This window comes from Streptomyces macrosporus, from assembly GCF_039533145.1.
GTDB classification, from domain to species: Bacteria; Actinomycetota; Actinomycetes; order Streptomycetales; family Streptomycetaceae; genus Streptomyces; species Streptomyces macrosporus.
Genome location: NZ_BAAASZ010000051.1, coordinates 246,448 through 273,345 on the forward strand (window position 1 = coordinate 246,448; position 26,898 = coordinate 273,345).

Here is a 26,898-nt window from a genome sequence, read left to right on the forward strand (position 1 = left end):
ACTAAAGTTGGGGCCATGACCGACAACACCGCCCTCTGGCCTGCGCCACTCGCCTCCGGCGCCGTCGACGCGACCGTCACCGTGCCCGGATCGAAGTCGGTCACCAACCGCGGTCTGGTGCTCGCCGCCCTGGCCTCCGAGCCGGGCTGGCTGCGCCGTCCGCTGCGCTCGCGCGACACCCTGCTGATGGCCGAGGGACTGCGCGCCATGGGGGTGGGCATCGAGGAGACGGTCTCCTCCAGCTCCGCCTCCGTCCCCGGAGCCCCCGGCGGCACCGGCGAGGCGTGGCGCGTCATCCCCGCCGGACTGCACGGCCCCGCCACCGTGGACGTCGGGAACGCGGGCACCGTGATGCGCTTCCTGCCGCCCGTCGCCACCCTCGCCGACGGCCCGGTGCACTTCGACGGCGACAAGCGTTCCCACGAGCGTCCCCTGCACGGGGTGGTCGACGCGCTGCGCGCGCTCGGTGCCCGCATCGACGACGAGGGACGCGGTTCGCTGCCGATGACCGTGCACGGCAACGGCTCCCTGACCGGCGGCCGGGTGGAGATCGACGCCTCGTCCTCCTCCCAGTTCGTCAGCGCGCTCCTGCTCTCCGGCGCCCGCTTCAACCAGGGCGTCGAGGTCCGCCACGTCGGCGGCCCCCTGCCGTCCATGCCGCACATCCGGATGACGGTCGACATGCTCCGCGCCGCGGGAGCCCAGGTGGACACCCCCGAGTCCGGGGGCGAGCCCAACGTCTGGCGCGTCACGGCCGGGGCGCTGCTCGGTCGGGACCTGGTCGTCGAGCCCGACCTGTCCAACGCCCAGCCCTTCCTCGCCGCCGCCCTGGTCACCGGCGGCCGGGTGACCATTCCCGACTGGCCCGAGCACACCACCCAACCCGGTGACGCGCTGCGGGAGATCTTCACCGAGATGGGTGGCCGCTGCGAGCTGGACGAGCGCGGCCTGACCTTCACCGGCAGCGGCCGGATCCACGGCATCGACGTGGACCTGAGCGACGTGGGCGAGCTGACGCCCGGCATCGCGGCGGTCGCGGCGCTGGCCGACTCCGAGTCGAGGCTGCGGGGCGTGGCGCACCTGCGGCTGCACGAGACCGACCGGCTGGCCGCGCTGACCAAGGAGATCAACGGACTCGGCGGCGACGTCACCGAGACCGAGGACGGTCTGGTCATCCGCCCGCGGCCGCTGCACGGCGGGGTCTTCCACACCTACGAGGACCACCGGCTGGCCACCGCCGGCGCGGTGCTCGGCCTCGTGGTGGAGGGGGTGGAGGTCGAGAACGTCGCGACCACCGCCAAGACGCTCCCCGACTTCCCCGCCCTGTGGAGTGCCATGCTCGGGGGACCCGGGGAGAGAGCGTAAGAGGCCCGGCCGTCATGCGACGTTACGGCAAGCACACCGACGAGGACGACATCAAGGTCCGCCCCAACCGCCGGGGCAGCCGGCCGCGCACCCACACCCGGCCCAAGCACGAGGACGCCGCCGAGGGCTTCGTCCTCACCGTCGACCGGGGGCGGATCACCTGTCTGGTCGAGGACCGCACGGTCGTCGCGATGAAGGCCCGTGAGCTGGGCCGCAAGAGCGTGGTGGTCGGCGACCGGGTGGCGGTCGTCGGCGACCTGTCGGGGGCGAAGGACACCCTGGCGCGGATCGTGCGGGTCGAGGAGCGCTCCTCGGTGCTGCGGCGCACGGCCGACGACAACGACCCCTACGAGCGGGTCGTCGTCGCCAACGCGGACCAGCTCGCCATCGTCACCGCCCTCGCCGACCCCGAACCCCGGCCCCGGCTCATCGACCGCTGTCTGGTCGCCGCCTACGACGCGGGCCTGGAGCCGCTGCTGGTGCTCACCAAGGCCGACCTGGCCCCGGCCGACCCGCTGCTGGAGACGTACGCCCCTCTGGGGGTGCGCCACGTGGTGACCAGCCGCGACGCGCTGGCCGACGGCGGCGCCGACCGGGTGCGCGAGCTGCTGCTGGGCCGGATCACCGCCTTCGTGGGCCACTCCGGCGTCGGCAAGACCACCCTGGTCAACGCGCTCGTTCCGGGCCGCCAGCGGGCCACGGGACAGGTGAACGCGGTGACCGGACGCGGCCGGCACACCACCACCTCGGCCCTGGCCCTGCCGCTGCGCGGGGAGATGTCGTTCCCGCCCTCGGAGGACGGCGGCTGGGTGATCGACACCCCGGGCGTGCGGTCGTTCGGGCTCCACCACGTCGATCCGTCCCGGGTGATCCACGCCTTCCCCGACCTGGAGCCGGGGACGGCCGACTGCCCGCGCGCCTGCAGCCACGACGAGCCGGACTGCGCCCTGGACGCCTGGGTCGCCGAGGGGCACGCCGATCCCGCCCGTCTGCACTCCCTGCGCCGGCTGCTGGCCACCCGGGAGCGCCACGAGGGGGACTGACGCGAGGGGACGCGCCCGGCACGTACCACTCGGTTGGCCACTCCCCTGTGGCCGGCCCTCGGAGCCGCTGGATACTGTTCCGTCATGCCCGACTACCACGATGACCTGCGCCTCGCCCATGTGCTGGCCGACACCGCGGACGCCACGACGATGGAGCGGTTCAAGGCCCTCGACCTCAAGGTCGAGACCAAACCCGACATGACGCCGGTGAGCGAGGCGGACAAGGCCGCCGAGGAGCTGATCCGCACCTCCCTGCAGCGGGCACGGCCGCGTGACGCGGTGCTGGGCGAGGAGTTCGGCAGCGAGGGGCACGGGCCGCGCCGCTGGGTGGTCGATCCGATCGACGGCACCAAGAACTACGTGCGCGGTGTCCCGGTGTGGGCCACGCTGATCGCCCTGATGGAGCGGAGCGAGGAGGGCGACCGCCCGGTGGTCGGCGTGGTGTCGGCCCCCGCTCTGAACCGGCGCTGGTGGGCGGCGCTGGGCCTGGGCGCGTACACCGGCCGCAGCCTGTCCTCGGCGACCCGGCTGTCGGTCTCACGGGTGAGCCGGATCCAGGACGCGTCGTTCGCCTACTCCTCCCTCACCGGTTGGGAGGAGCGCGGCAGGCTCGGCGGTTTCCTCGACCTGACCCGGGACTGCTGGCGCACGCGCGGCTACGGCGACTTCTGGCCGTACATGATGGTCGCCGAGGGGTCGGTGGACATGTGCGCGGAGCCGGAGCTGTCGCTGTGGGACATGGCGGCGAACGCGATCATCGTGCAGGAGGCCGGCGGCACCTTCACCGGCCTGGACGGGCGCGAAGGTCCCCACAGCGGGGACGCGGCGGCCTCCAACGGCCTGCTCCACGAGGACCTGCTCGCCTATCTGGGCGGGTAGCCGACGGGGGACGCGCCGGGGCCCGCGGACGGCCCGCGCGCGACCAACTTGGCCTTGTACGCCTCTTGTTGGGGTCCGAGCGGCATGTGAACATGAGAATCCCCCCGCTTGTGACCTTGTGAATTCCTTCTCTTGGAAGGAATTCCTCCAAGGAGGTGGCACCACAGTCATGCCCACCCTCGTCCGCGACGCCATGAGCACGCTGGTCCTCACCATCGGCCCCACCCACACCCTCCGCCAGGCCGCCCGGCTGATGGCCGCCCGCCGGGTCGGCGCGGCCGTCGTCCTCGACCCCGACACCTGCGGCATCGGCATCCTCACCGAACGCGACGTCCTCAACGCCGTGGGCGCCGGCCAGGACCCCGACCGGGAGCCGGCGCACCTCCACACCACCACCGACGTGGTCTTCGCCGCCCCCGGCTGGACCCTGGAGGACGCCGCGCGGGCCATGACGCACGGCGGCTTCCGCCATCTGATCGTGCTCGACGACCGAGAGCCGGTGGGAGTGGTGTCGGTCCGCGACATCGTCCGCTGCTGGGCGTCCGCGCGCGAGCACGGAAGCGTCGCGGCGGCCTGACGGACCCTCGGCGCCCGCCCCCGCGCCGGGCGTGCCCGGACGCGCCGGAGGGACCGGAGCCCAGTGGCGTCCGGCCCCTCCGGGTCTGTGGCGGCCGGTGGGGAGCACCCGCCGCCGACGGCAGGGCGGCGTCGGCCGCGCAGGGCCTTGTCCGCGGCCTCCGGCCGCCTGCCGTGGTCCTCGTCGGCCCGGCGGACGTCCTCGACGGCCCGCTCGACGACGTCCGCGCGCGAGACCTGCGGGATCGGACCGGCCAGGTCGTCGATCGGCCGGACCGCCGCAGCCGTCGGGCTCGTGGTCCTCCGCACCGGCGCGGCGGCCGTCGTACGGGAAACCGCCCGTTTCCCCTGGATCAGGCCGAACGTGATCCTACATTGGATGTTGTCCACATCAAGAAGGCGCCAAAGACCGTAGGGAATCCGGCCATGGAAGCGCGCTGCTAAGGTGGGAATATGAGTGACCTGCTTCAACGTCTCCGGGATCGCGGCTGGCGTTTGACCGCCCAGCGGCGAGTCGTCGCCGAGGTCCTCGATGGTGAGCATGTTCACTACACCGCCGACGAGGTGCACGCGCGCGCGGCCGAGCGACTGCCGGAGATCTCCCGCGCCACCGTCTACAACACCCTCGGCGAACTGGTCTCGATCGGCGAGGTGATCGAGGTCAGCACGGACGGCCGGGCCAAGCGGTACGACCCGAACGCCCACCACTCCCACCAGCACCTGGTCTGCTCCCGGTGCGGTGTGATCCGTGACGTCCGCCCCTCCGGGGACCCGCTCGCCCTCCTCCCCGAGGAGGAGCGCTTCGGGTTCACCCTCTCCGAGGCGACGGTCACCTACCGGGGCGTCTGCCCCTCCTGCGCCTCCACCGACTGAGCCCGGCCGAGTCGGCCGGCATTCCGAGTCCCGAGACGTCGGCAGGTCCCGCGCGACGGCGCACCCACGCTCGCGCGTCCATCGTCCACACGGCCCGGCGCACGGTTGCCCGACGGACATCACACGCGGCGCACATCACACGCCGCCCATCGCTCACAGCGCGGAAACGGCGGTGGCCCGAATCCCTTGGGGATCCGGGCCACCGCCGCATCAGTAGCGGGGACAGGATTTGAACCTGCGACCTCTGGGTTATGAGCCCAGCGAGCTACCGAGCTGCTCCACCCCGCGTCGTTGTGGCTCAACAGTAACCCCACTCCCGGGAGCAGTGCAAATCGAGTCCCGCGCGGGCGAAGGGACACCACCCGCCCCAGGGGCCACACCGCGCAGGGGGCCACGAGGAGCCGCCGCGCCTCAGGCGGACAGCTCCTCGTGGAGGGCCTCGCTCAGCCGGGCCGCGCGCTCGGCGACCTCCGGCGGCCCCAACTCCACCGCGCGGGCGCACCAGTGCCGACCCGCCGTCAGGTCGCCGCGCCGGGCGCTCAGCAGCGCCAGGCGCAGGGCGGCACGGCCGTGGCCCGCCTCGGCGGCACGGGTCCACCACAGGGCGGCCTCCGGCTCGCTGCCCTCACGGGCCAGCAGCAGCCCGAGGTTGAAGGCCCCGTTCCGGCTGCCCGCCTCCGCGGCGGTCCGGTACCAGTGCGCGGCCCGGACCACGTCGCCGCGCGCCGCCGCGCACATGCCCAACCGGACCTGCGCGCGCCGGTGTCCCTGCTCGGCGGCCCGCTCGTACCACTCCTCGTACTCGGGCACACCGTGCGTGTCGACGCCGCTCCTCGGGGCCTGACGCTCCAGCAGGGCCGCGAGGCGGAAGGCCCCTTCCACGCTGCCGCCGCCCGCCGCGCGGCGCAGGTGCCGCTCGGCGGTGTGGGTGTCGCCCTCGCGCAGCAGCGCGATGCCCACCTGGAGCGCGGCCTCGGTGTGGCCGGCCGCCGCGGCCTGCTCGTACCACTGCCTGGCCGGCCCCTCCTCGCCGCGACTCGCGTACAGGATGCCGAGGTTGAACGCGGCGTCCACGCTGCCCGCCTCGGCGGCCTTGGAGAACCACGGCTCGGCGCCCTCCGCGTCGCCGCGCTGGAGCAGCAGGACGGCGAGCGCGTTGGCGGCCTCGCGGTGCCCGGCGTAGGCGGCGCGCCGGTACCACTGCTCGGCCTGGGCGGTACGGCCCTGGGCGTCGCACAGCAGCCCGAGGTTGAAGGCGCCGTTGACGTCGCCCGCCTCCAGCGCGACGCGGTACCAGCGCTCCGCGGTCTGCCGCTCGCCGCGTTCGGCGTGCAGCGCGCCCAGCGCGTTGGCCGCGTTGCCGTCGCCGTCCTGGGCGGCGCGGCGCCACCACTCGGCGGCGCTCTCGGTGTCGCCCGCGTCGCGCAGCAGGAAGCCCAGCGCGCAGGCGGCGCGTGCCTCGCCGTCCTTGGCGGCGGTCAGATACCAGCGGGCCGCCTCCTGCAACTCGCCGCGCTCCTCCAGGAGCGTGCCCAGCCGCAGCGCGGCACGCCGGTGGCCGCGCGCCGCGGCCTGGCGGTACCACTGCTCGGCCTCGGCGGTGGCCGGCGGCCGACGGCGCATCAGGATCTGCGCGATCCGGTACGCCGCCTCCCGGTGTCCGCGCTCGGCGGCGGCCCGGAACCACTCCTCGGCCCCGTCCTCGCCGCGGTGCTCCAGCAGATCGGCAAGGGCGTACGCCCCCAGGGGGTGGCCGGACTCCGCGGACTGCCGCAGCCAGTACTCGGCGGCCGTCTCGTCGCCGCGCTCGCGGTGGTAGCGCCCCAGGGAGTGGGCCGCCGCGGCCGAGCCGGCGACGGCGGCGACACGCCACCAGCCCGCGGCCTCGTCGGCCTGGCCGCGCTGGTGGAGCAGGACCCCCAGGTTGTTGGCGGCGGCTCGATCCCCGGCCGCGGTGGCGGCCCGCAGATGCGGTTCGGCCCCTTCCAGATCGCCCCGGCGCAGCAGCCGGGCACCGAGCGCGCTGATGGCGTCGACGTCGTGGGGGGCGGTACCGCTCACACCACCACCCACTCCCTCAAACCTTGCCTTGTCCCCCATGAGGCCCATCGTCGCACCACCCGCACCCCGCGTACACCTGGTATACAGCCGCCAGGGAAGTCACTTCAGCGTTTTGTCGACTTCCCGATACGGCTACCACCCAAACACGGAGCGCTGTCATGCGCCCTTTTCTCCCTCCTCACACGCGAAAAACGGGCCCGGAGTCAGTGACTCCGGGCCCGTTTCTCCTAGTAGCGGGGACAGGATTTGAACCTGCGACCTCTGGGTTATGAGCCCAGCGAGCTACCGAGCTGCTCCACCCCGCGCCGTTGTGTTCTCAATCTTAGCACGGCGCGGGAGGAGCCTGCTCACCACCGGTTCACTCTTCCTTGCGTCCCTTGTTGTCGCCGGCCGCGGCGCGCTCGGCTTCGGCGGCCCGCCGGAGGGCGTCCTCCAGATCGTCCTGGGCCTGGCCGTAGGCCTCCCAGTCCTGCTCGCCCAGCGCCCTCTGGCCCGCGTCGAACGCCTCCTGGGCGTCCTGCAGGGCCTCCTGCACCGTCGCGTTCTCGGACGGAGGCGGCGTCGTGGTGTCCTCCTCGGCCGGCGGCTCCTCGCCGCGGTCCTCCTCCCGGGAACCGTCCACGCCGAAGACCACGTCCAGGGCCTCGCCCAGGGTGTTCTCGAACGCCGTCTTCTCGCCGTAGGTCACCAACACCTTCCGCAGCAGCGGGTAGTTGGTGCCCGCGCCGCGGACGTAGACCGGCTCGACGTAGAGCAGCCCGCCCTCCAGGGGCACGGTGAGCAGGTTGCCGTACTCGATCTCCGAGTCGCCGCGCTGGAGGATGTTGATCTCGTTCGCGATCTCGGTGTCGGAGTTGAACCGGCTCTGCACCTGCTGCGGGCCGGACACCGTGGTGTTGGACGGCAGTTTGAGGATCCTGATCGTGCCGTAGTCCTCGCTGCGGGCGTCCGCGTTGACCGCCATGAAGGCGCCCAGCGTCTCGCGCCCACTGGGGTTGAAGGTCGTCGTCAGGGAGAAGGTCTGCTCCTCCTGGTCCGGCATCTTCATGCTGAGGTAGTACGGCGGGACCGCGCTGGCGTTGCCCTTCTTCGTCGGGTCGTCCGGCACCTGCCAGCGCTCACTGCCGCTGTAGAACTGGCCCGCGCTGGTGACGTGGTAGCGCGTCAGCAGCTCGCGCTGGACCTTGAACAGGTCCTGCGGGTAGCGGAGGTGGTCCATCAGCGAGTCGCCGATCTCGCTCCTCGGCTCCACCGTCCCCGGGAACGCCTTCATCCAGGTCTTCAGCACCGGGTCCTCGGTGTCCCACTGGTACAGCTTGACCTCGCCCGAGTAGGCGTCCACCGTCGCCTTGACCGAGTTGCGGATGTAGTTGACCCGGTTCTGCTGGGCGATGACCGAGCGCTGGCCGTCGGTCAGCGCGTCGGCCGTGGTCTCGCCCAGGGTCGTGCGGGACGAGTACGGGTACTGGTTCGTCGTGGTGTAGGCGTCGACGATCCACTGGATGCGACCGTCCACCACCGCCGGGTACGGGTCGCCGTCGATCGTCAGCCAGGGGGCCACCGCCTCGACGCGCTCCTTGGGCGTGCGGTTGTACAGGATCTGCGAACCCTCGCCGATCGCGCCCGAGTAGAGGATCTGCGGCTCGTTGAAGGTCACGGCGTACGCCGCGCGGTTGAGCGGGTTGGACAGGTCGACCCCGCCGTCGCCCTTGTAGCTGTACGTCTTCTCCTCGCTGCCGGAGATGTAGTCCAGCTCCTTCTGCGGGCCGCCGACGATGGAGTACTGCGTGGTCTTCTCGCCGTAGTAGATCCGCGGCTCGTAGTCGCCGAGTTCGCCCTCCGGCGGGAGGTCCTTCTCCACGAAGGCGGGCACGCCGTTCGAGGCCACCTCCGTGCCCTTGCCGGCCACCATGCCGAAGCCGTGGGTGTACTTGAAGTGGTCGTTGATCCAGTTGCGCTCGGTGATGCCGTTGATGTTGATCTCGCGCAGACCGACGACGGTGTCCCGCTCCTCGCCGTCCTCGGTGGTGTACCGGTCCACGTCCAGGGTGGCCGGGAACTGGTAGTAGCTGCGGACCTGCTGGAGCTGCTGGTAGCTGGGCGAGACGACGTTCGGGTCGAGCAGTCGGATGCTGGCGGTGGTGTCCGCCGCCTCCCTCAGCTCCTCGGCGCTCGCTTCGCTCTCGCCCTGGTAGTTCGAGACCTTGGCGTCGTCGATGTCGTAGGCGTCGCGGGTGGCCTCGATGTTCTTCTTGATGTACGGCGCTTCCTTGGCCTGCTCGTTCGGCTTGACCTGGAAGTTCTGCACGATCGCCGGGTAGAGCCCGCCGATCAGGATCGCCGAGAGGACCATCAGGCCGAAGCCGATCACCGGCAGCTGCCAGGTGCGCCGCCACAGGGTGGCGAAGAAGAGCACCGCGCAGATGGCGGCGATGAAGAACAGGATCGTCTTCGCCGGCAGGTAGGCGTTGGCGTCGACGAACCGCAGACCCGTCCAGTTGTCGGTCGCCTTGAAGTCACCGGACTTCACCGCCAGGCCGTAGCGGTCCAGCCAGTAGGCCACCGCCTTGAGCGCGACGAAGACGCCGAACAGCACCGAGAGGTGACCGGTGGCCTGGGACGTCGCCCGGGCGCCCGGGGTGGAGATCCGCAACCCGCCGTAGAGGTAGTGCACCAGCACGGCGGCCAGCAGCGAGAGCACGGTGGCCGCGAAGCCGAAGCTCAGCAGGAAGCGGTACCAGGGGAGGTCGAAGGCGTAGAACGAGACGTCCTTGCCGAACTGGGGGTCCGCGGTGCCGAAGGGAACGCCGTTCACCCACATCAGCCAGGTGCGCCACTGGCCCGCGGCGGAGGCACCGGCGATCAGCCCGACCAGGGCGGTGACCGCGAGCAGAATCCACTTCTTGTACGGGGCGATGCCCATCCGGTAGCGGTCCAGACTCTGCTGCTCCAGCGACATCGCGCTGAGCGGGGGCCTGAGCCGGTGGGCCAGCCAGATGTTGAAGCCGACGGCCGCGGCCATCAGCAGACCGAAGACGGCGAACATGCCGATCCTGGTCCACAGGGTGGTGGTGAAGACGGTGGTGTAGCGGACCGATCGATACCACAGCCAGTCGGTCCAGAACCCCGCGAACATGACGAAGAGCATGGCCAGAACGGCGAGCACGCCCGCTGTCATGAGCAGGGTCTTGGCGCGCCTGGAGGGCCTGCCGACACTGATCCGTGGTCCGGTGGGCCCGCCTGGGCCCCGGTCCGGCATCTGGAAAGCCAAGGTGCGCACCTCGAAGATTCGCAGCGGATGAAACTGGCCCCGAAATGCTAGGGCCCCACCCATGCAACTTACTCAAGCTTTACCCAGTTCCCGTTCCCGGGGTGTTCGGCGGCACGATATGAGGATGAACAACCTCCCCATCGACGGCGCACCGCTCGCCGCCAGCCCGCTCACCCGCGCCGTGCTCGAGATCGACGAGTACGTCGCCGGCCTGGGCTGGGACCAGCCCGCCCGCCTCTTCGCCCTGGTCGACACCGACCGACTGCGCGCCGAGGAGCCCGCCCTCGCCGAACGGCTCGGACTCGACGGCGAGGGCGACGACGCCCCCGTTCCGGCCTCCCTCACCCCGGTCGAGCAGGACGAACTGCCCCCCGGGGTTCCCCTCGACGAGTTCCTCGGCACCATCGCCTGGCCCGACGCGGTCGCCGGGTGCGCGATGACGGTGGAACGGCTGATGCTGCCGCCGTCGGCCGAGGCGTCCGTCCCCGAGAGCCTCCAGGAGGAGGGCGCCGAGGAGAAGCTGGCGCAGTGGGTCGCCGAGCACCCCGACCGGCAGGAGGTGCGGATGACCGTGGCGGTGCTGCGGGACGGCGCCCGCGAGTCGGCGCTGCGGCTGCGCGAGAAGGACTCGCCGACCGAGGTGCTGACCGGTCCGGACCTGGTGCCGGGGCTCACCGACGCCCTGGCCGCCACCTTCGCCGACTGACCCTCCGCCCGCGGGCCGGACGACCGGACGGGCGGACGGCCCGCGGAAGGGATCGGAACGGGTCAGCCCGCCGTGCAGCGCGGCAGGCCGGCCTCGTTCCCCTCCCGGATGTCCTCCAGCGCCTCCAGCGCGTCGTCGATCGTGCCGACCTTCACCAGGGTCAGGCCGTCGGGGACGTCGCGGAGCGCGCCGGCGCAGTTGTCCTCGGGGGTGAGGAAGTACTCGGCGCCCTTGTCCCGGGCGGCGATGGTCTTCATCTGGATGCCGCCGATCGGGCCGACCGCGCCCTCCCCGTCGATGGTGCCCGTGCCGGCCACGAACTCGCCGCCGGTGAGGTCGCCCTTGGTCAGCTTGTCCACGATCCCCAGGGCGAACATCAGGCCGGCGCTGGGGCCGCCGACGTCGGCGAGCTTGATGTCGATCTCGAACGGGAAGGTGTGGTCGAGTCCCGCCCGGATGCCGACGATGGCCCGCTTGTCGTCGTCGGCCGCGGTGGTGGTGACGGTGACGTCCCGGCCCCCGGTGGGCTCCTCGCCCTTCTTCTCGGCCGCCTCGGCCCGCTTGGCCGGCACGACGGTGAAGACCACGTCCTCACCGGGCTCGTGCTCGGTCACCAGCCGGGCGACGTCGTCCGGCTGCTCCACCGGCTCGCCGTCCACGGCCCTGATCACGTCTCCGGCGTGGAGCCGCCCCTGGGCCGGACCGCCCTTGACCACGGAGGCGACGACCACCCGCTCGCCGACCGGGATCTCCAGTTCCCTCAGCGCCGCGACCTTGGCGCTCTCCAGCGACTGACTGAACTCCTCGGCGTTCTCCTCCCGGACCTCCTCGGCGGACTTGTCGTCCGGGTACAGGGTGCTGTGCGGGACGACGGCGCTGTCGTCCGCCAGCCAGCCGTAGAGGGCCTCCACCAGGTTCATCCGGTAGTCGGCGCCGGTGACCCGGACGGTGGTCATGTTGAGGTGGCCGGAGGCCTCGTACGTCCTCCTGCCCTCGATGTTCAGCACCGGTTCGCCGTTGTGCTCGCCGAGCGTGTCGACGGTGGGCCCCGGGGACATCTCTGCGTACGGAACCCTGATCAGGACACCGGCGCAGAGCACGGCTATGAGCAGCAGGGTGGCGGTGAGCATCGTCGCGGTCCGGCGTGGCATGCCACGACAGTACGGGAACCGGACGTCAGTCGGCCTCGGGGGCCCGTCCGTCCGGGGTCGCGCGACTCACGGGGCGGTGGCCGTGGGATGGGAGTCGGCGTCGGCCCCCTCCCGCCGGCGGCCGGGGTCGTGGGGGCGCTCCATGGCGGCCCGGAAGGCCTCGTACCCGGCGACGCCGGCCGCGTCCCCGAAGCCGCTGGGCTTCCGTGAGGCCCATACGGCCCACACGGCCGCCCCCACCGCGGCGGCGAACGGAATCAGCAACCAGGCGAGTGCCGCCACAGTGACCTCCCGATCCCTCGAATGCGCCAAACCGGCCTATGAGCAGACTAAATCCCAGAAGACTCAACGGTTCCGGCAGGGGTGCGGTTCCGCAACCGGAAGCCGACCACTCGTCGGCACCGGCCATGCGTGGACTGTTCCCTCCAACCGCCCGGGCATTCCCCGTCGGGGCATGGCACACCCGCCCGACCGTCCCCTCGGGCTCCGCCCTGGGGAGACCCCACCCCTCGGGCGCCGTCCCGGGGAGACCCCACCCCTCGGGCGCCGGTCCTGGAGAGACCCCAACCCTCGGGCTCCGCCCCGGGGAGACCCCGACCCTCGGGCGCCGGTCCCGGAGAGGCGGCGCTACGCGCCGACCCACTCCTCCGTGCCGTCCGTGAAGGTCTGGTGCTTCCAGATCGGCACCTGGTGCTTCAGGTCGTCGATCAGACGACGGCACGCGTCGAACGCCTCGGCGCGGTGCGCGCAGGAGACGGCGACGACCACGGCCAGGTCGCCGACCGACAGGTCCCCCACCCGGTGGACCGCGGCGAGCGCCCGTACGGGGAAGTCGGCGGCCACCTTCTCGGCGACGCGGCGCAGCTCGGCCTCGGCCGTGGGGTGCGCGGAGTAGCCGAGCCGGGCCACGCCGGCGCCGCCGTCGTGGTCGCGTACGGTGCCGACGAACAGCGCGGTGCCGCCCGCGGCGGCGTCGCCGACGGCCGTGAAGACCTCGTCCACGGAGAGCGGGGCGTCACGGATCGCGAGGAGGCGGATCGGATCGGGCGCCGCCCGCTCGCCGGGGTGGTCGTACGTCTGTGCCATGGCGCCATGGTGCCGCACGGGTCCCGCCCACGGAGGGACGACCCCGCCGCCGATCCGACAGCGGTGTGACGGACGTCACACGCGGCGGCGTGCCTTGCGCGCGCGGCGGACCAGGGCCGCGGTGCCCACCAGCGCGACGGTCGCGCCCGCGGCGCCGAGCGTCGTGGCGTCCTTGCGGCCCAGCCGCCGGCCGGCGACCGTGTGCCGGCCGGCGACCTCCTTCAGCAGCTCGGCCAGCACCTCCTCGTTGGTCCACTTCGGCCGCCAGCCCGCCTCGTGCAGCCGGGAGCCGCTGACCACCCAGGGGTGCATGGTGTACGCCAGGTCGCCGGCCGGGGAGGGCGTGAGGCCCAGGCGGTGGAGCCGGGAGGCCGCGCCCAGCGCGACGGCCGAGGGCAGTTCCATGCGGCGGATGCCGGACAGCTCCTCCACCTCCTCCTGCTCCAGCCAGCCGTCGCAGCCGACCGCCAGCTCGCCGTCCACCTTCTCCAGCGCCGCGTACTCCAGGGCGCCGGCCAGGTCCTCGACGTGGCAGAACTGCCAGCACGGCCGGGAGCCGGCCACGACCAGCAGGCGCGGGGACTCGAAGTAGCGGGTCAGGGCCGTGTCCGTGCCGCCGACGAGGACGGTGGGGCGCACCACGGTGACGTTCAGACCGGGGTGCGCGCGGGGCGCGCGCTTGGCGAGCCGTTCGATCTCCAGCAGGTCGCCGACGCCCGTGGCCTCGGCGGTCGCCCGCAGCTCGGCGTCCTCGGCCAACGGCACGTCGTTGTCGGGCAGCGCCCCGTAGACCATCGCCGAGGTGCACAGCACCACCCGGCGCACGCCCGCCGCGGCGGCAGCGGTCAGCACGGTCTGGGCGCCGCGCACGTTGTAGGCGGTACGGGCGGTGGGATCGGTCTCCAGGTCCAGGTCGAGGGCGAGGTGCACCACCACGTCCACGGGGGCGCCGTCGCCGCGCAGCCGGTCGGCGATGGCCGGATCCCGCACGTCCAGGACGTGCCACTGGGCCCCCTCCACGTCCCCGCGGCGCTCGTCGAGGGCGATCACCCGCTCCACCTCCGGCGAGGCCACCAGCCGCTCGGTGAGCAGCGCGCCCACCCCGGACGCGGCGCCGGTGACCGCGATGGTGGGCCGCGCGGCCCCATTACGCGGACCGCGAACGTTTGGCTCCTGGGAACTCACCGGGTTTCTCCCGCGGTTGTCTCTGGTACGACGTGCGCAGGGTCCATCCTGCACGAGAGGTGTCTAGGCTGGACGTAAAGCCCACCACATCGCACACCATCCCACCGTCCCATCCATCAGAGCCGAGGAACCCCGTGAGCGACATCCCATTCGGATTCGGCCTTCCCCCCGAGGAGCCGGAGGAGGGCGACGACGGCCGGAAGAAGGGCGGTCAGGGACCGAACCCCTTCGGGTTCGGCAGCGGACAGGGCGGCGCCGAGAACCCGTTCGCGGCGATGTTCGGTTCGTTCGGCGGTCCCGGCGGCCTGGACCCCAACGACCTGGGCGCCGCGTTCCAGCGGATCGGCCAGATGCTCAGCTACGAGGGCGGGCCGGTCAACTGGGACATGGCCAAGGAGATCGCCCGGCAGACCGTCGCCGCGGGCACCAAGGACGGCGTCAAGGACGCCAGCGTCGGCCCGCGGGAGCGCCGCGAGGTGGAGGAGGCCGTACGGCTGGCCGACCTGTGGCTGGACGGAGTGACCTCGCTGCCCTCCGGAGCCGGCTCGGCGGTCGCCTGGAGCCGCGCGGAGTGGGTGGAGGCCACCCTTCCGGTCTGGAAGGACCTGGTGGACCCGCTCGCCGAACGGGTCGGGGCGGCCATGGGCGACGTGCTGCCCGAGGAGATGCAGGCCATGGCCGGCCCGCTGCTCGGAATGATGCGCTCCATGGGCGGCGCGATGTTCGGCACCCAGATCGGGCAGGCGCTGGGCGTGCTGGCCGGCGAGGTCGTCGGCTCCACCGACGTCGGACTGCCCCTGGGCCCGAAGGGCAAGGCGGCGCTGCTGCCGATCAACATCGCGGCCTTCGGCCGGGACCTGGGCGTCCCCCTGGACGAGGTGCGGCTGTACCTCGCCCTGCGGGAGGCCGCTCACCAGCGTCTCTTCGCCCACGTGCCGTGGCTGCGCTCGCACCTGTTCGGTGCCGTCGAGGGGTACGCCCGCGGCATCAAGGTGGACACCGCCAGGCTGGAGGACCTCGTCGGCCAGCTCGACCCGACGCGCCCGGAGGAGCTCCAGGAGGCGCTCCAGCACGGCATGTTCCAGCCGGAGGACACCCCCGAGCAGAAGGCGGCCCTGGCTCGGCTGGAGACGGCGCTCGCCCTGGTCGAGGGCTGGGTGGACGCGGTGGTGCACGCCGCCGCCGAACCGCACCTGCCGTCCGCCTCGGCGCTGCGCGAGACGCTGCGCCGCCGCCGCGCCAGCGGCGGGCCGGCCGAGCAGACCTTCGCCACGCTGATCGGTCTGGAGCTGCGACCCCGGCGGCTGCGGGACGCCTCGCGGCTGTGGGCCTCGCTCACCGACGCCCGCGGGCTGGACGGCCGCGACGGGCTGTGGGCGCATCCGGACATGCTGCCGACCGCCGAGGACCTCGACGACCCGGACGGCTTCGTCCACCGCGAGCAGCTCGACTTCTCGGAGCTGGAGGGGCTGCTGCGCAAGGGCGACGGCGACGCCGGGCACGAGGGCGACGAGAGCGGCGGGAAGCGCCGCGACGAGCGCGAGGACGACGAGAACGGCGGAAACGGCGCCGACGGCGACGCCCGGTGAGCCTCCACGCGGACGCGGTGCGGGTCCTCGAAGAGTGGCCCGCACCGGACGAGACGCAGGACGCGCTGCGCCAGGCGTACGGCGACCATCTGGTCGCCCACCCGGACGGCATGTGGAAGTCCTGTGCGGACGGGCACGTCACGGCGAGCGCGCTCGTGGTGGACCCCCGCCGCGGCCGGGTGCTCCTCACCCACCACCGCAAGCTGCGGATGTGGCTCCAGACGGGCGGGCACTGCGAGCCCGGCGACACCACGCTCGCCGGCGCCGCCCTGCGGGAGGCGACCGAGGAGTCGGGCATCACCGGGCTCACCCTGCTGCCGGGCGGCCCCGTACGGCTCGACCGGCACCTGACGCCCTGCGCCTGGCACCTGGACGTGCAGTACGCCGTCCTGGCTCCGGAGGGTGCGCTGGAGGTGGTCGGCGAGGAGTCGCTGGAGCTGGGCTGGTTCGCCTACGACGAGGTGGCGTCCGTGGCCGACGACTCCGTCGTGCGGCTGGTGGACCGTACCCGCGCGTTGCTGTGAGGCAGGGCGCGCGGGCACGGTCCGTGCGCCCTGCTCAGTTCCAGCGGTTGCCCTGGTTCTGGCCGTGCGCGCCGTGCGCGCCCATGCCGTACTGCGCGCGCACGCCCTGACCGATCGCCGCGTTCTGCGGGGGAAGCAGCTCGCTGGGCTGGACGAGGGCGTACCCCTGGCCCATGAAGCTCAGCTCCCAGCCCTCCCCCGTGTTGCCGCGCCGCCGGAACACGCTCTGGGAGCTGGTCTGGGCCTGCATCTGCACCCGCAGCGAGCTGGACCAGGCGACCACCGCGTCGGAGTCGGCGTTGACGTACCGGTCCGGGGTGACCTGGAGGGCCAGCGGCCGACCGGAGGTCATCAGGGCGACCTTGCCCTGTCCGGTGATGTTGAGGTTGTACGCGCCGGAGCCGGAGATGCCGAACTGGCTGTCCACCGCGATCACCTCCCAGTGCAGGGAGGAGTCGAGGGCCAGGACGTAGGCGCTGTCGACCGTCAGTCCTTCCGGTTCCACGTCCATGACGTGGATGTACTGGGCGAGGTTGGCCAGGTAGACCGTGCCCTGCCCGGAGCAGCGCATCAGCTCCAGGTTCTCGCCGGTCCTCGCCTGCCTGCGGCGCCGCTCGCGCGACTGGTACTCGCCGTCGAACTCCAGCATCCCCTGGTAGGCGACCATCGCGCCCTTGCGGGCGAGCACGTCGTCGTGACCGCCGAGCAGAACCCGCAGGAGCTGCGGGTTCTGCAGGGTGTAGCGGTCCTGGGACTGGACCTCGGTGTAGCCGAAGAGCGGACTCTGCATGTTCTTCCTTCCCCCTCAGCCCCGGACGCGCAGACGGTCGGTGCTGTCCTCGCTGGGCTGTACGACGACGAACCCCTGACCGGAGAAGGCGATCTGGTACGCCTCTCCGCTGCCGCGGCCGATCAGCGCGCTCGCCTTCATGGTGCGCTTGCCCTTCATCTTCAGGCCGGTCGACCAGGCGACGAGGGCGTCGGGGTCGACGTAGGTCTCGTCCTCACCGCGTCCGCAGTCCACGACGACGGGCGTGCCGCGGGAGGTGAGGGCGACCCAGCCGGTACCGGAGATCCCGACGTTGAACAGGCCCTGCCCGGCGAACTTCGCCAGCCCCTTGACGCGCTCGACGCCCCACTGGAGGTGGGCGTCGAAGGCGAGGAGGTTGGTGCCGTTGACCGAGATCGCCTCGTTGGCGAGGTTGAGGCAGACGACCTCGGCTCCGTAGTCGGCGAGGTAGAGCAGCCCGTCGCCGCTGCACCTCATCAGCGGGGCGCCCTCGCCGGTGAGCCACTGGGAGGCCATCTGGCGGACGGCCGGCGGGTTGGGCTCGTACTGGACGAACCCCTCGTAGGCGATCATCGATCCCGTGCGGGCGAAGACGTCCTGACCGCTCGCCATGGCGATCTTCACCATGTGCGGGCCGTGGTTCTCCATGCGGGCGGTGACCGGGGTCGGGGCGTAGCCCGAGATCACTGGCTGGTTCACGACGGGCTCCCTCAGACCTCGTAGGGCTGGACGACGATGAAGTTGCCGGGCGCACCGCGGAACTGGAGGTTCACGGTCTCCCCGCTGTGCCCCGGATAGGCGTTGCGGCGCAGCCGCACCTGGCTGGAGATGATCACCTGCGCGCCGGCGGACCAGGCGACGACGGCCTGGCAGTCGGCGAAGGTGGTCGGTGTGACGGGCAGGACGACCGGGACGCCCTGGGTCTTGACCACGACGGTTCCGGTGCCCTGGAACTGCATGGTGAACAGCGCGCCGCCGGGAATGCCGTGGCCCTCGATCCGGCGGACCTCGTACTGGAGGCTCTCGTCGAAGGCGAGCACGTTCTCGGCGGAGACGCAGACGGCGTCGCCCTGGAGCTCGATGGGGTGGACGTGCGCGGCGTTCTCGGCGAAGAACACCTGGCCGCGACCGGTGCAGCGCATCAGCTGCATCTCCTGGCCGGTGGCGTTGCCGACGATCCGGCCGGCGAACCCGGCGCCCTTGTAGGAGAAGTCCACCTTGCCCTGGTACAGCACCATGCTGCCCTGACGGGCGAGGACGGCCTGGCCGTCGTGGCTCAGGTCGGCCCGGACGAGCGCCGGGTTCTGCAGGGTCCAGCGCTGCCCGGTGGGCGCCTCGCGGTACTTCTCCAGCGCGACGCCGATCCCGGCCGCGGGCCCCTGCGGCACCGGCTGGACGCCGGGCTGCCCGAAGGGCTGCTGCGGGGCCTGCGGCTGGAAGGGGTTGGACAGGGGTTGCCCGGGGGCGGTGGGGGCCGCGGGCATCGGTGCGGGGGCGGGCGGTCCGGGCGGGGCCGCCTGTCCGGGGAAGCCCGGCTGGGTGGGCATGCCGGACGGGCCGCCGTAGGGGGGCGGGACGGGCGGGCCGGACTGCGCCGGCTGCCCGAAGGGCGGGGCGGCCGGTGCGGGGACGGGGGGCTGGGGAGCGGGAGCCGGTGCGGGGACGGGGGCCGGTGCGGGGGCCTGGGGAGCCGGTGCGGGAGCGGGAACGGGGTTCGCCGGGGGCGCGAAGCCCGGCGCCGGTCCCGCGGGCGGGGCGAATCCCGGCGCGGCGGCGGGGGCGGCCGGGGCCTCGGGCGCGGACTCCTCCGCGACCTCGCCGCCGAAGTTCTTCAGCAGCGCCTCCAGCCCGCCGTCGAAGCCCTGCCCGACCGCCGCGAAACGCCAGACGTCCTTCAGGTAGATGTCGCCGAGCATCACGGCCCGCTCGGTGGTGAACTCCGAGCCGTCGAACGCGTACCGCGCGACTTCCTCACCGCCCGCGACGATTCGCAGATAACCGGGATCGATCTGGGACATCTGTCCGGCGCCGTCGATCGTCGCGGTGAAAGAGAGCTTCTTGACGTGTGCGGGAATGCGGTCCAGCGTCACCCTGAAGGATTCGGTGTCGCCCGCCTGCGCGCCCAGGAGCTGAATCGCTTCCTCCGGCGACTTGGGCTGGTTGAAGAAGACGAAGTAACGGTCGTCGGAGAGTCGCTCATCGGCGTCGAGGCCGAAGCAGCTGATGTCGAAGGTCAGTCCCGGAGCCGAGATCCGCACCCCTACGTACAGATCCGTTCCGGCGGTGAGATCGCCGATCTTGGCCTTGTGGCCGCGTTGGAATTCCCTGGCCATGCGTAACGACCGTCCCCCATCCGATGCGATGATGTGCGTTGCGCCAGGCTAACGGTTCCCTCCCCCGCCTCACTCGCCTCGGGCGCAGGGAACATTCGGCAACCGGTCGGCGGCCACCACGCCCTCCAGGAATCCACGCGCCCTTTCGGTGCGCGGATACGCCTCCAACAGCCGCCAGAATCGCGGGCCGTGACCGGGGACCAGCAAATGCGCCAACTCGTGCAGGAGGACGTAGTCCAGAACGTAGTCCGGCATGCCCTGGAGCCGGTGGGAGAGGCGGATGCTGCCCTCCGCGGGGGTGCACGAGCCCCAGCGGGTGTTCTGGTTCGTGACCCAGCGCACGGTGGCCGGGCGGGCCCGCCCCTGGAGGTACTGCTCGGAGAGCCGCGCCGCGCGCGCGGCCAGTTCGCCGTCGTCGAGCATCCGCCTGCTCTCCTGGGCGGCCAGTTTGTCGAGCATGACCCGCACCCAGCGCCGCTCCTCGTCCTTCGACATCCGGGCCGGGATGAGGACGATGGTGCGGCCGCCCTCGCGGTAGGCGGAGACCGTGCGCCGGCGGCGTGAGCTGCGGCGGACCTCCACCGGGCCCGGCCCGAGGCCCGTGCCGTCCGCCACCACGCCGTCCACCACCGCACTGGTCGGCTCGGATCCGTGGTGCGGTGGTTCGGTGCTGTTCAGCGGGTCGGCGGGCACGCCACGACGTTACCCGCTGACATCGGCGGAAGTCCCCCCTCCGGGGCGCTTCCGGGGGAAACACCCCGCCGTGCGAGCCGTCCCGCGCCCCGGGGCGCGGGACGGCTCGCACGGCGGCCGGCACGGCACCACTGGGCCACCGGTATGACAAACGCCGCGCCCTGTGGACAACTCTCCGCGGCGGTCGGGGCGGGGGGCGCATCCTGGGCCCGTCGTTGGTCGGCGAGCGGTCGCGGGAGAGCGCCGACCGTGGTTCCCATGGGTTTCAGGGGGTCTGGCATGCATCCGATGATCAAGCCGGCGCTGCGGCGCGCCTGGCGGGACCGGCACACCGTGCAGTACGGGGTGACGCCCGCGCACGCGGTGCTGCTGGGGCCGGTGGACACCGCGACCGGCAGTTTCCTGGACCTGATCGACGGCACCCGCAGCCTGCCGCAACTCCGGGAGGCGGCGGAGACGATGGGCCTCGGGGCGGAAGCGGCCGACCGGCTGGTGGCGCGGCTGGAGGCCGCCGGGCTGCTGGACGACGCCACCGCGCACCGACGGGCCGCGGTCCACGTGGACGATCGGCTCCGTCCGGACCTGGGCTCGCTCTCGGTGCTCCGGCCGGAGCCGGGCGGAGGGGTGCGACGGCTCGCCGCCCGGGCGGCGAGCCGGGTGCAGGTGCGCGGCGCGGGACGCGTCGGGGCGACGGTGGCGGCGCTGCTGTCGGCGGCCGGAGTGGGCCAGGTCGACGTGGTGGACGGGGGCTGCGTGGCGCCGTGGGACACCGCACCGGGCGGCATCGCGGCCGAGCGGACCGGGGAGCGACGGATCTCGGCGGCGGGCAAGGCGGTACGACGGGCGGCCCCGGGAAGGCGTCCGTCCCGCCCCGGACCCGGGGAGCACGAGCCGGGCCTCGGTCTGGTGGTCCTGGCGCCGCGCGACGGGCTGGCCGCCTACGCGCCCGATCCCACCGCGGTCGAGGAACTGGTCGCCGACGGCCGACCCCATCTGTACGCCGGGGTGGTCGAGGGCACCGGCTTCGTGGGGCCGCTGGTGCTGCCGGGGGCCACGGCGTGCGCGGAGTGCCTGCTGCGCGGGCGTACGGACCGGGAGCCGACGTGGCCGCTGCTGGTGGCGCAGTGGCGGTCGGCGCGCCGGTCGGGGATGCCCGCCTGTGACGTGGCGCTGGCGACGGTGGTCGCGGGGGCCGCCGCCTCCTGCGCGCTGGGTTTCCTGGACGGGGACGGAAGCTGGGCGACGAACTCCCGGCGGCAGTGGGTGCTGCCGGAGCTGCGCTCCGAGTCCGAGCCGGTACCGGCCCACACGGAGTGTCCGTGCGGTGCGGCTTCCGTGCCCGATGGCCTCCCGCTCTCGGCCGATGGGGGTCGGCGGTCCACAATGGCCACATGACCGCTGTCCTCGGCGCTGCCACCTGGTCGTGCTGTCGGGAAGTTGGAGGGGCACATGTCGGATCTTCCGCGTAAGGCCGTCACCCGTACCGCCAAGCTGGCCGCGCTGCCACTGGGGATAGCGGGACGCGCGACCTGGGGGCTGGGCAAGCGGATCGGCGGATACTCCGCGGAGCTGGTCGGAAGCGAGTTGCAGCAGCGCACCGCCGAGCAACTGTTCAAGGTCCTCGGAGAGCTGAAGGGGGGTGCCATGAAGTTCGGCCAGGCGCTGTCGGTCTTCGAGTCGGCGCTCCCGGAGGAGGTGGCCAAGCCGTACCGCGCGGCGCTGACCAGGCTCCAGGAGGCGGCGCCGCCGATGCCCGTGTCCACCGTGCACGCGGCGCTGGCCGAGCGGATGGGCGAGGACTGGCGGGACCTGTTCGAGGAGTTCGAGGACAAGCCCTCGGCCGCGGCCTCGATAGGTCAGGTGCACCGCGGCGTCTGGCACGACGGGCGCCCGGTGGCGGTGAAGGTGCAGTACCCGGGTGCGGGCGAGGCGCTGCTGTCGGACCTGAACCAGTTGGGGCGCTTCGTCCGGCTGCTGGGGCCGCTCATTCCCGGCGTGGACGTCAAGCCGCTGGTCTCGGAGCTGCGCGACCGGGTCAGCGAGGAGCTGGACTACGGCCTGGAGGCGCAGGCGCAGCGGACGTACGCGGCGGAGTTCGCCGGCGATCCGGACGTGCGGGTGCCGGACGTGGTGTACCAGTGCGACCAGGTGCTGGTGACCGAGTGGATGGACGGTGTTCCCCTGTCCGAGGTGATCAGGGACGGAAGCCGGGAGGAACGGGACCGGGCCGGGCAGCTGCTGGCGCGCTTCCTCTTCTCGGGCACGGCCCGCACGGGGCTGCTGCACGCCGATCCCCACCCCGGGAACTTCCGGCTGCTGACCGAGGACGCCCCCGACGGCCCGCCGGAGAAGTGGCGGCTGGGAGTGATGGACTTCGGCACGGTCGACCGGTTGCCGGAGGGGCTGCCGCCCACGATCGGCGTCGCGCTGCGGATGGCGCTCGACGGCGATGCCGAGACGGTGTACGAGCTGCTGTGCGACGAGGGCTTCGTCAAGCCGACGATCGAGCTGGATCCGGAGGCCGTGCTGGACTACCTCCTGCCGATCATCGAGCCCGCGCAGGTGGACGAGTTCACCTTCTCCCGGAACTGGATGCGCGAGCAGGCGGCACGGCTCGCGGATCCGCGTTCTCCCGCCTACCAGTTGGGCAAGCAGCTCAACCTGCCGCCCTCGTACCTGCTGATCCACCGGGTGACGCTCAGCACGATCGGAGTGCTGTGCCAGCTCGGCGCACGGGTCGGGATGCGCGAGGAGATGGAGGAGTGGGTGCCGGGTTTCCTGCCGGAGGAGGACGGTGAGGCGGACTTCGACGGCGCGGAGGACGAGGCGGAGGTGACGGAGACCTCCGCCTGAGCGCCCGGCCCACCTCTCGGGGCGGGCCCACGTCTCGGGGGCGGCCCCGTCCACCGGTCCGGGACGCCCCGGAAGGCGGACGTCCGGTCCGGGTGTTCCCCGAGGTGCCCGGCAACGGAGGAACCGGGGCGGTGTCGCCCCGGTTCCCCGGTCCCCCGTGGTCGGTTCTCGTCGCCGGCCGCCGGTCACCGGCGGCCGGCCGTCAGCGGCGGCCTTCGCCGGTCACTGCATCACGGCCAGGGCCAGCGCGCGGCGGGCCCGCAGGGAGGCCCGCTCGGCGCGGCGCTGCATGCGCCGGGCGACGACCAGCCGATGGGCCCGTTGTTCCGACTCGGCCTCCCGCACGCGTTCGTGCATATGGGCACGGGCCAAGGCTTCTGGGATGAGTTGCATGTCGCGGGTCCTGTTCTGGAGCGAGGCGATCGTGTCGGAATGCTTGCTTGCGTGGTTCTCGCTGTTGAGGGTCATCACGGGCTCCCGTTCAGGGAAGGGACGCAGCGCGGGACCGTGCGTCGCGGGTCGGTCGATCGTGCCGGCGGTGCTCATGCCGTGACCGGGTTCTTGCGGGGGCGACCACGCGGCCGCTTGCGGGGCACGACAACGCCCTGGACGAACAGCTCGCCGCCCCAGACGCCCCAGGGCTCACGGCGGTCCTTGGCCCCGGCGAGGCAGGCTTCGCGCAGCGGGCAGGTCCGGCAGAGGGACTTGGCGTACTCCACGTCGGCCGGCGACTCGGCGAAGAAGACCTCCGGGTCGTAGCTGCGGCAGGGCACGGCCACACCGAGACGCTCGATGGCGTCGTCGAGCTCGGTGAGCGTGGTGAGGGCTGTCAAGGAGTCCTCCGTGGGGTCGGACGGTCGGATCGGGTCGGGCTGTACTGACGGGGCGTGCGTCCGGATGTGCACGGCTGTGAGTTCCTCGTCTGTGTCGTCTCTTCGACCCGGCTGGTGGCCGGGCCACTTGGGGAAAACAGAAGGGCCGCGGATCCCGGTGTGGGTTCCGCGGCCCTGGAAGGTGCCGACCTGATCGTGCCGATCAGGCTGGATCTCTCCAGGGTTCGAGCCCACGGAAGGCCCACATCGTGTGGTGCTGCGACTGCTTCTGTCCGTTTTCGGCACCGTTGGCCGCGTCGGTAAAGACATAGGCATCCGCCTGTGCCACCGTCACTGCCTCGGGTGCCTGGGTCGGTCGCTCGCCGCCGCGCTCACGAATCGGCAGAACCACACGGGACGCCGGACGCGCGACCGTGACACCGGAGACACCGGTGCCGGACAGGCTGGAGCCGAGCAGGCAGGAGGCAACGGCCTCGAGACCGATCAGCTCTTTGGTGATCAGGGTGGTCATCGAAGCTCGCCTCCTCTCGGCGTCGTGAGGGATCGACGGGTGCGTCGATCCGGGTGTTCAAGAGCTAGTACAGCATGGATGGGGTGGGACGAGTAGCCCTCGCCGCCATCCATGTCCGGAAGGCTATGAGGGTTTACACGGCCCGCGCAAACTATTTTTCCGGCAGGTTCGTAACAGCCTCTGTGACAGTTTCCGGAGCCTCTTCGTCCACTTGTTCGTGCGACTGCTCTCCGGCGTCCGTACGGGCGTTCGCGTCGACCTCCTCGCCGGCGCACAGGGCCAGCACGTCGGCGCCGAACCGCTGGAGCTTGCGTCCGCCCACGCCCGGGATCCGCGCCAGTTCGGCCTCGTTGTCGGGCAGGGTCTCGGCGATCGCCATGAGGGTCTTGTCGGTGAAGACGCAGTACGCGGGCTGACCCAGCTCCCGGGCCCGGACCGCGCGCCACTCCCGCAGCCGCTCGTACAGCTCCTCGTCGAGGTCGGAGGGGCAGTCCTCGCAGCGCATCAGCTTCATCTCGCCCGGATCGGTGAGGGTGCGCCCGCAGACCCGGCACCGCACCGGACCGCGCCGTCTGCGCGACCGGCCGGCGCCGCGCTCGACGCCCCCGCCGGCACCCGGACGGCCGCCGCCCGTCGGGGAACCGGGGCGCAGCCCTTGCAGGAACCGGCTCGGGCGGCGCCCGCCCCGCCCGCCCGGCGAACGGGACAGCGCCCAGGACAGGGAGAGGTGCCGCCGGGCACGGGTGACACCGACGTAGAGCAGCCGGCGCTCCTCCTCGATCTGCTCGTCGGTCCTGGCGTAGGTGATCGGCACCGTCCCGTCCGTCAGCCCGACCAGGAAGACCGCGTCCCACTCCAGGCCCTTGGCGGCGTGCAGCGAGGCGAGGGTGACGCCCTCGACCGTGGGGGCGTGCTGGGCGTTCGCCCGCTCGTCCAGCTCGGCCACGAAGTCGGCCAGGGTCGCCTGCGGCCGGGCCCGGGCGAACTCCTCGGCGAGCCGCACCAGGGCGGCCAGCGACTCCCAGCGGTCGCGCACGGCGCCCGATCCGGCGGGGGGCTCGGGCGTCCAGCCGGTGCCGCCCAGCACCGCCCGCACCTGGGAGGGCAGGTCGACGGCGTCGGCCAGCAGCGTGTCGTTGCCCCCGGCGCGCGCGGCACCGCGCAGGGCCAGGCCCGCCTCGCGCACCTCGGGGCGCTCGAAGAACCGCTCGGCGCCGCGCAGTTGGTAGGGCACCCCCGCGTCGGCGAGGGCCTGCTCGTAGACCTCGGACTGGGCGTTGACCCGGTAGAGCACCGCGACCTCGCTCGCGGGGACCCCGGCGTCGATCAGCTCCCGGATGCGGCGGGCGACGCCCTCGGCCTCGGCGGGCTCGTCGGCGTACTCGGTGTAGACGGGCTCCGGCCCGGCCTCGCGCTGGGAGACCAGTTCGAGCCGGTGCTCGGCGGCCCGGCCCCGCGCCTGCGCCAGCAGCCCGTTGGCCAGGTGCACCACCTGTGGCGTGGAGCGGTAGTCGCGCACCAGTTTCACCACCGTGGCGTGGGGGTGGCGGACACGGAAGTTCAGCAGGTGGTCGGGGGTGGCTCCGGTGAAGGAGTAGATCGTCTGACTGGCGTCGCCGACCACGCAGATGGAGTCCCGGTCCCCCAGCCACAGCTCCAGCAGCCGCTGCTGGAGGGGGCTGACGTCCTGGTACTCGTCCACGACGAAGTGCTGGTACTGCCGGCGCACGGTGTCGGCGATGTCGGGCCGCTCCTCCAGGATGCCGACCGTGAGCAACAGCACGTCCTCGAAGTCGATCACCGCGCGCTCGCGCTTGAGCTGTTCGTAGAGCCCGTAGATCCGGCTGATCTCGGCCGCGTCCCGCGGGGCCTCGCGCGCGGACTTGGCGACCGCCGCCGGGTAGTCCTCCGGCACGGTCTGCGTGACCTTGGCCCACTCGATCTCGGCCGTCACGTCGCGCAGTTCGTTGCGGTCGAGCCGGATGCGGCAGCGCGCCGCGGCCTCCGCGACGAGCTGGACCTTGCGCTCCAGCAGACGCGGCAGATCGCCGCCGACCGCCTTCGGCCAGAAGAACTGCAACTGCCGCAGGGCGGCGGAGTGGAAGGTGCGGGCCTGCACGCCGTTGGCGCCGAGTTGACGCAGTCGCCCGCGCATCTCCCCCGCCGCGCGGTTGGTGAAGGTGACGGCCAGCACACTGGCGGGCGGGTACATCCCGGCCCGCACCCCGTACGCGATCCGGTGTGTGATGGCCCGGGTCTTGCCCGTACCGGCCCCCGCCAGCACGCACACCGGGCCGTGCAGTGCCGTGGCCACCTCGCGCTGCTCGGGGTCGAGCCCTTCGAGCACCGCGTCCGGCGAATCGGGGACGGCTGGGAACAGAGGGGAGGGCGTTGCTGCTGTCACCCCGCCATGCTGCCAGGTCCCCGAAGGGACCCGTGACCGTTGTCCACAGGCCGTGGACATTCCTCGTACCCGTGCCCCGCGCGGAGTTCGAGGGCGCGCGGACGGACGGCGGACGGCGGCCGGGAGACGTGGCTCACGGCGGAGGAGGCCCGGAGCCGGGAATGGTCCCGCG

The 26,898-nt window shown here is 72.5% G+C and carries 24 protein-coding genes and 2 tRNA genes; 10 read left to right on the top strand and 16 right to left on the bottom strand.

Annotation, left to right across the window (positions count from 1 at the left end):
• Positions 1–15 precede the first annotated feature (15 nt).
• From aroA to ABD335_RS28790, 5 genes are all read left to right on the top strand, one after another.
• Positions 16–1,365: a 3-phosphoshikimate 1-carboxyvinyltransferase gene (gene aroA, locus ABD335_RS28770; RefSeq protein WP_344328746.1), complete on the top strand. Its 1,350-nt coding sequence runs from the start codon at positions 16–18 to the stop codon at positions 1,363–1,365.
• Positions 1,366–1,379: 14 nt separating this feature from the next.
• A complete protein-coding gene (rsgA, locus tag ABD335_RS28775) occupies positions 1,380–2,408 on the top strand; it encodes a ribosome small subunit-dependent GTPase A (RefSeq protein WP_344328749.1) in 1,029 nt (342 codons plus the stop codon).
• Positions 2,409–2,492: 84 nt separating this feature from the next.
• A complete protein-coding gene (gene hisN, locus ABD335_RS28780) occupies positions 2,493–3,287 on the top strand; it encodes a histidinol-phosphatase (RefSeq protein WP_344328750.1) in 795 nt (264 codons plus the stop codon).
• A gap of 169 nt (positions 3,288–3,456) precedes the next feature.
• A complete protein-coding gene (locus ABD335_RS28785; RefSeq protein ID WP_344328752.1) occupies positions 3,457–3,864 on the top strand; it encodes a CBS domain-containing protein in 408 nt (135 codons plus the stop codon).
• A gap of 452 nt (positions 3,865–4,316) precedes the next feature.
• A complete protein-coding gene (locus ABD335_RS28790; RefSeq protein ID WP_344328753.1) occupies positions 4,317–4,736 on the top strand; it encodes a Fur family transcriptional regulator in 420 nt (139 codons plus the stop codon).
• Between the two features lie 214 nt (positions 4,737–4,950).
• Here ABD335_RS28790 and ABD335_RS28795 read toward each other — a convergent pair.
• The 4 genes from ABD335_RS28795 to ABD335_RS28810 all read right to left on the bottom strand — a co-directional run bounded on the left by ABD335_RS28795 (position 4,951) and on the right by ABD335_RS28810 (position 10,056).
• Positions 4,951–5,024, bottom strand: a tRNA-Met gene (locus tag ABD335_RS28795).
• A 123-nt stretch (positions 5,025–5,147) separates the two neighbouring features.
• Positions 5,148–6,836 (bottom strand): tetratricopeptide repeat protein, encoded by a 1,689-nt coding sequence (locus ABD335_RS28800; protein ID WP_344328754.1) that lies wholly within the window; start codon positions 6,834–6,836, stop codon positions 5,148–5,150.
• Positions 6,837–7,028: 192 nt separating this feature from the next.
• Positions 7,029–7,102 (bottom strand) — tRNA-Met (locus tag ABD335_RS28805).
• 53 nt (positions 7,103–7,155) lie between these two features.
• Positions 7,156–10,056, bottom strand: coding sequence for a UPF0182 family membrane protein (locus ABD335_RS28810; RefSeq protein WP_344328947.1), 2,901 nt, complete (start codon positions 10,054–10,056; stop codon positions 7,156–7,158).
• Between the two features lie 136 nt (positions 10,057–10,192).
• On the opposite strand from ABD335_RS28810, the gene ABD335_RS28815 reads away from it, so the two are divergent.
• Positions 10,193–10,774, top strand: coding sequence for a PPA1309 family protein (locus tag ABD335_RS28815; protein WP_344328756.1), 582 nt, complete (start codon positions 10,193–10,195; stop codon positions 10,772–10,774).
• Positions 10,775–10,836: 62 nt separating this feature from the next.
• On the opposite strand, the gene ABD335_RS28820 is transcribed toward ABD335_RS28815, so the two are convergent.
• From ABD335_RS28820 to ABD335_RS28835, 4 genes are all read right to left on the bottom strand, one after another.
• Positions 10,837–11,925 (bottom strand): YlbL family protein, encoded by a 1,089-nt coding sequence (locus tag ABD335_RS28820; RefSeq protein ID WP_344328758.1) that lies wholly within the window; start codon positions 11,923–11,925, stop codon positions 10,837–10,839.
• Between the two features lie 66 nt (positions 11,926–11,991).
• Entirely contained in the window at positions 11,992–12,207 is a 216-nt protein-coding gene (locus ABD335_RS28825) for a hypothetical protein (RefSeq protein ID WP_344328759.1), read from the bottom strand.
• Positions 12,208–12,552: 345 nt separating this feature from the next.
• Complete coding sequence (locus tag ABD335_RS28830) at positions 12,553–13,011, bottom strand: molybdenum cofactor biosynthesis protein MoaE (protein ID WP_344328760.1); 459 nt, start codon at positions 13,009–13,011, stop codon at positions 12,553–12,555.
• Between the two features lie 75 nt (positions 13,012–13,086).
• Positions 13,087–14,196, bottom strand: a complete 1,110-nt coding sequence (locus ABD335_RS28835) for an SDR family oxidoreductase (RefSeq protein WP_344328761.1) — start codon at positions 14,194–14,196, stop codon at positions 13,087–13,089.
• Between the two features lie 134 nt (positions 14,197–14,330).
• Here ABD335_RS28835 and ABD335_RS28840 point away from each other — a divergent pair, with 134 nt between their 5' ends.
• Both ABD335_RS28840 and ABD335_RS28845 read left to right on the top strand, forming a co-directional pair.
• Complete coding sequence (locus tag ABD335_RS28840) at positions 14,331–15,785, top strand: zinc-dependent metalloprotease (protein ID WP_344328762.1); 1,455 nt, start codon at positions 14,331–14,333, stop codon at positions 15,783–15,785.
• The gene (locus ABD335_RS28845) at positions 15,782–16,309 is read left to right on the top strand and encodes an NUDIX hydrolase (protein WP_344328764.1); all 528 of its coding nucleotides are present in this window, start codon (positions 15,782–15,784) and stop codon (positions 16,307–16,309) included. The genes ABD335_RS28840 and ABD335_RS28845 overlap by 4 nt, the downstream gene beginning before the upstream one ends.
• Positions 16,310–16,343: 34 nt before the next feature.
• Here the strand turns inward: ABD335_RS28845 and ABD335_RS28850 are convergent, their stop codons facing one another.
• The 4 genes from ABD335_RS28850 to ABD335_RS28865 all read right to left on the bottom strand — a co-directional run bounded on the left by ABD335_RS28850 (position 16,344) and on the right by ABD335_RS28865 (position 20,062).
• Positions 16,344–17,099 (bottom strand): AIM24 family protein, encoded by a 756-nt coding sequence (locus ABD335_RS28850; protein ID WP_344328765.1) that lies wholly within the window; start codon positions 17,097–17,099, stop codon positions 16,344–16,346.
• Between the two features lie 15 nt (positions 17,100–17,114).
• Positions 17,115–17,798, bottom strand: a complete 684-nt coding sequence (locus tag ABD335_RS28855) for an AIM24 family protein (RefSeq protein WP_344328767.1) — start codon at positions 17,796–17,798, stop codon at positions 17,115–17,117.
• 11 nt (positions 17,799–17,809) lie between these two features.
• Positions 17,810–19,432, bottom strand: a complete 1,623-nt coding sequence (locus tag ABD335_RS28860; RefSeq protein ID WP_344328768.1) for a TerD family protein — start codon at positions 19,430–19,432, stop codon at positions 17,810–17,812.
• Positions 19,433–19,501: 69 nt separating this feature from the next.
• The gene (locus ABD335_RS28865; protein ID WP_344328948.1) at positions 19,502–20,062 is read right to left on the bottom strand and encodes a M48 metallopeptidase family protein; all 561 of its coding nucleotides are present in this window, start codon (positions 20,060–20,062) and stop codon (positions 19,502–19,504) included.
• Between the two features lie 342 nt (positions 20,063–20,404).
• Between ABD335_RS28865 and ABD335_RS28870 the strand changes: the two genes are divergently transcribed.
• Positions 20,405–21,520 (top strand): ThiF family adenylyltransferase, encoded by a 1,116-nt coding sequence (locus ABD335_RS28870; protein WP_344328770.1) that lies wholly within the window; start codon positions 20,405–20,407, stop codon positions 21,518–21,520.
• Between the two features lie 54 nt (positions 21,521–21,574).
• On the top strand, positions 21,575–22,978 hold the full coding sequence (locus ABD335_RS28875) for an ABC1 kinase family protein (protein WP_344328771.1): 1,404 nt from the start codon (positions 21,575–21,577) through the stop codon (positions 22,976–22,978).
• Positions 22,979–23,200: 222 nt separating this feature from the next.
• Here ABD335_RS28875 and ABD335_RS28880 read toward each other — a convergent pair whose 3' ends face one another.
• The 4 genes from ABD335_RS28880 to ABD335_RS28895 form a co-directional block, all read right to left on the bottom strand.
• Positions 23,201–23,524: a hypothetical protein gene (locus ABD335_RS28880; protein ID WP_344328773.1), complete on the bottom strand. Its 324-nt coding sequence runs from the start codon at positions 23,522–23,524 to the stop codon at positions 23,201–23,203.
• The gene (locus ABD335_RS28885; protein ID WP_344328775.1) at positions 23,521–23,883 is read right to left on the bottom strand and encodes a WhiB family transcriptional regulator; all 363 of its coding nucleotides are present in this window, start codon (positions 23,881–23,883) and stop codon (positions 23,521–23,523) included. Before ABD335_RS28885 ends, ABD335_RS28880 begins: the two co-directional genes overlap by 4 nt.
• A 130-nt stretch (positions 23,884–24,013) precedes the next feature.
• Positions 24,014–24,322, bottom strand: a complete 309-nt coding sequence (locus ABD335_RS28890) for a hypothetical protein (protein ID WP_344328777.1) — start codon at positions 24,320–24,322, stop codon at positions 24,014–24,016.
• 151 nt (positions 24,323–24,473) lie between these two features.
• Positions 24,474–26,786, bottom strand: a complete 2,313-nt coding sequence (locus ABD335_RS28895; RefSeq protein ID WP_344328780.1) for an ATP-dependent DNA helicase UvrD2 — start codon at positions 26,784–26,786, stop codon at positions 24,474–24,476.
• Positions 26,787–26,898: the final 112 nt, after the last annotated feature.

Excerpts from the sequence above, each read along its gene's own strand:
- aroA (WP_344328746.1), top strand. The coding sequence starts at position 16 with ATGACCGACAACACCGCCCTCTGGCCTGCGCCACTCGCCTCCGGCGCC.
- rsgA (WP_344328749.1), top strand. The coding sequence starts at position 1,380 with ATGCGACGTTACGGCAAGCACACCGACGAGGACGACATCAAGGTCCGC.
- hisN (WP_344328750.1), top strand. The coding sequence starts at position 2,493 with ATGCCCGACTACCACGATGACCTGCGCCTCGCCCATGTGCTGGCCGAC.
- ABD335_RS28785 (WP_344328752.1), top strand. The coding sequence starts at position 3,457 with ATGCCCACCCTCGTCCGCGACGCCATGAGCACGCTGGTCCTCACCATC.
- ABD335_RS28790 (WP_344328753.1), top strand. The coding sequence starts at position 4,317 with ATGAGTGACCTGCTTCAACGTCTCCGGGATCGCGGCTGGCGTTTGACC.
- ABD335_RS28800 (WP_344328754.1), bottom strand. The coding sequence starts at position 6,836 with ATGGGGGACAAGGCAAGGTTTGAGGGAGTGGGTGGTGGTGTGAGCGGT.
- ABD335_RS28810 (WP_344328947.1), bottom strand. The coding sequence starts at position 10,056 with ATGCCGGACCGGGGCCCAGGCGGGCCCACCGGACCACGGATCAGTGTC.
- ABD335_RS28815 (WP_344328756.1), top strand. The coding sequence starts at position 10,193 with ATGAACAACCTCCCCATCGACGGCGCACCGCTCGCCGCCAGCCCGCTC.
- ABD335_RS28820 (WP_344328758.1), bottom strand. The coding sequence starts at position 11,925 with ATGCCACGCCGGACCGCGACGATGCTCACCGCCACCCTGCTGCTCATA.
- ABD335_RS28830 (WP_344328760.1), bottom strand. The coding sequence starts at position 13,011 with ATGGCACAGACGTACGACCACCCCGGCGAGCGGGCGGCGCCCGATCCG.
- ABD335_RS28850 (WP_344328765.1), bottom strand. The coding sequence starts at position 17,099 with ATGCAGAGTCCGCTCTTCGGCTACACCGAGGTCCAGTCCCAGGACCGC.
- ABD335_RS28860 (WP_344328768.1), bottom strand. The coding sequence starts at position 19,432 with ATGGCCAGGGAATTCCAACGCGGCCACAAGGCCAAGATCGGCGATCTC.
- ABD335_RS28870 (WP_344328770.1), top strand. The coding sequence starts at position 20,405 with ATGCATCCGATGATCAAGCCGGCGCTGCGGCGCGCCTGGCGGGACCGG.
- ABD335_RS28875 (WP_344328771.1), top strand. The coding sequence starts at position 21,575 with ATGTCGGATCTTCCGCGTAAGGCCGTCACCCGTACCGCCAAGCTGGCC.
- ABD335_RS28880 (WP_344328773.1), bottom strand. The coding sequence starts at position 23,524 with ATGAGCACCGCCGGCACGATCGACCGACCCGCGACGCACGGTCCCGCG.
- ABD335_RS28890 (WP_344328777.1), bottom strand. The coding sequence starts at position 24,322 with ATGACCACCCTGATCACCAAAGAGCTGATCGGTCTCGAGGCCGTTGCC.
- ABD335_RS28895 (WP_344328780.1), bottom strand. The coding sequence starts at position 26,786 with ATGTCCACGGCCTGTGGACAACGGTCACGGGTCCCTTCGGGGACCTGG.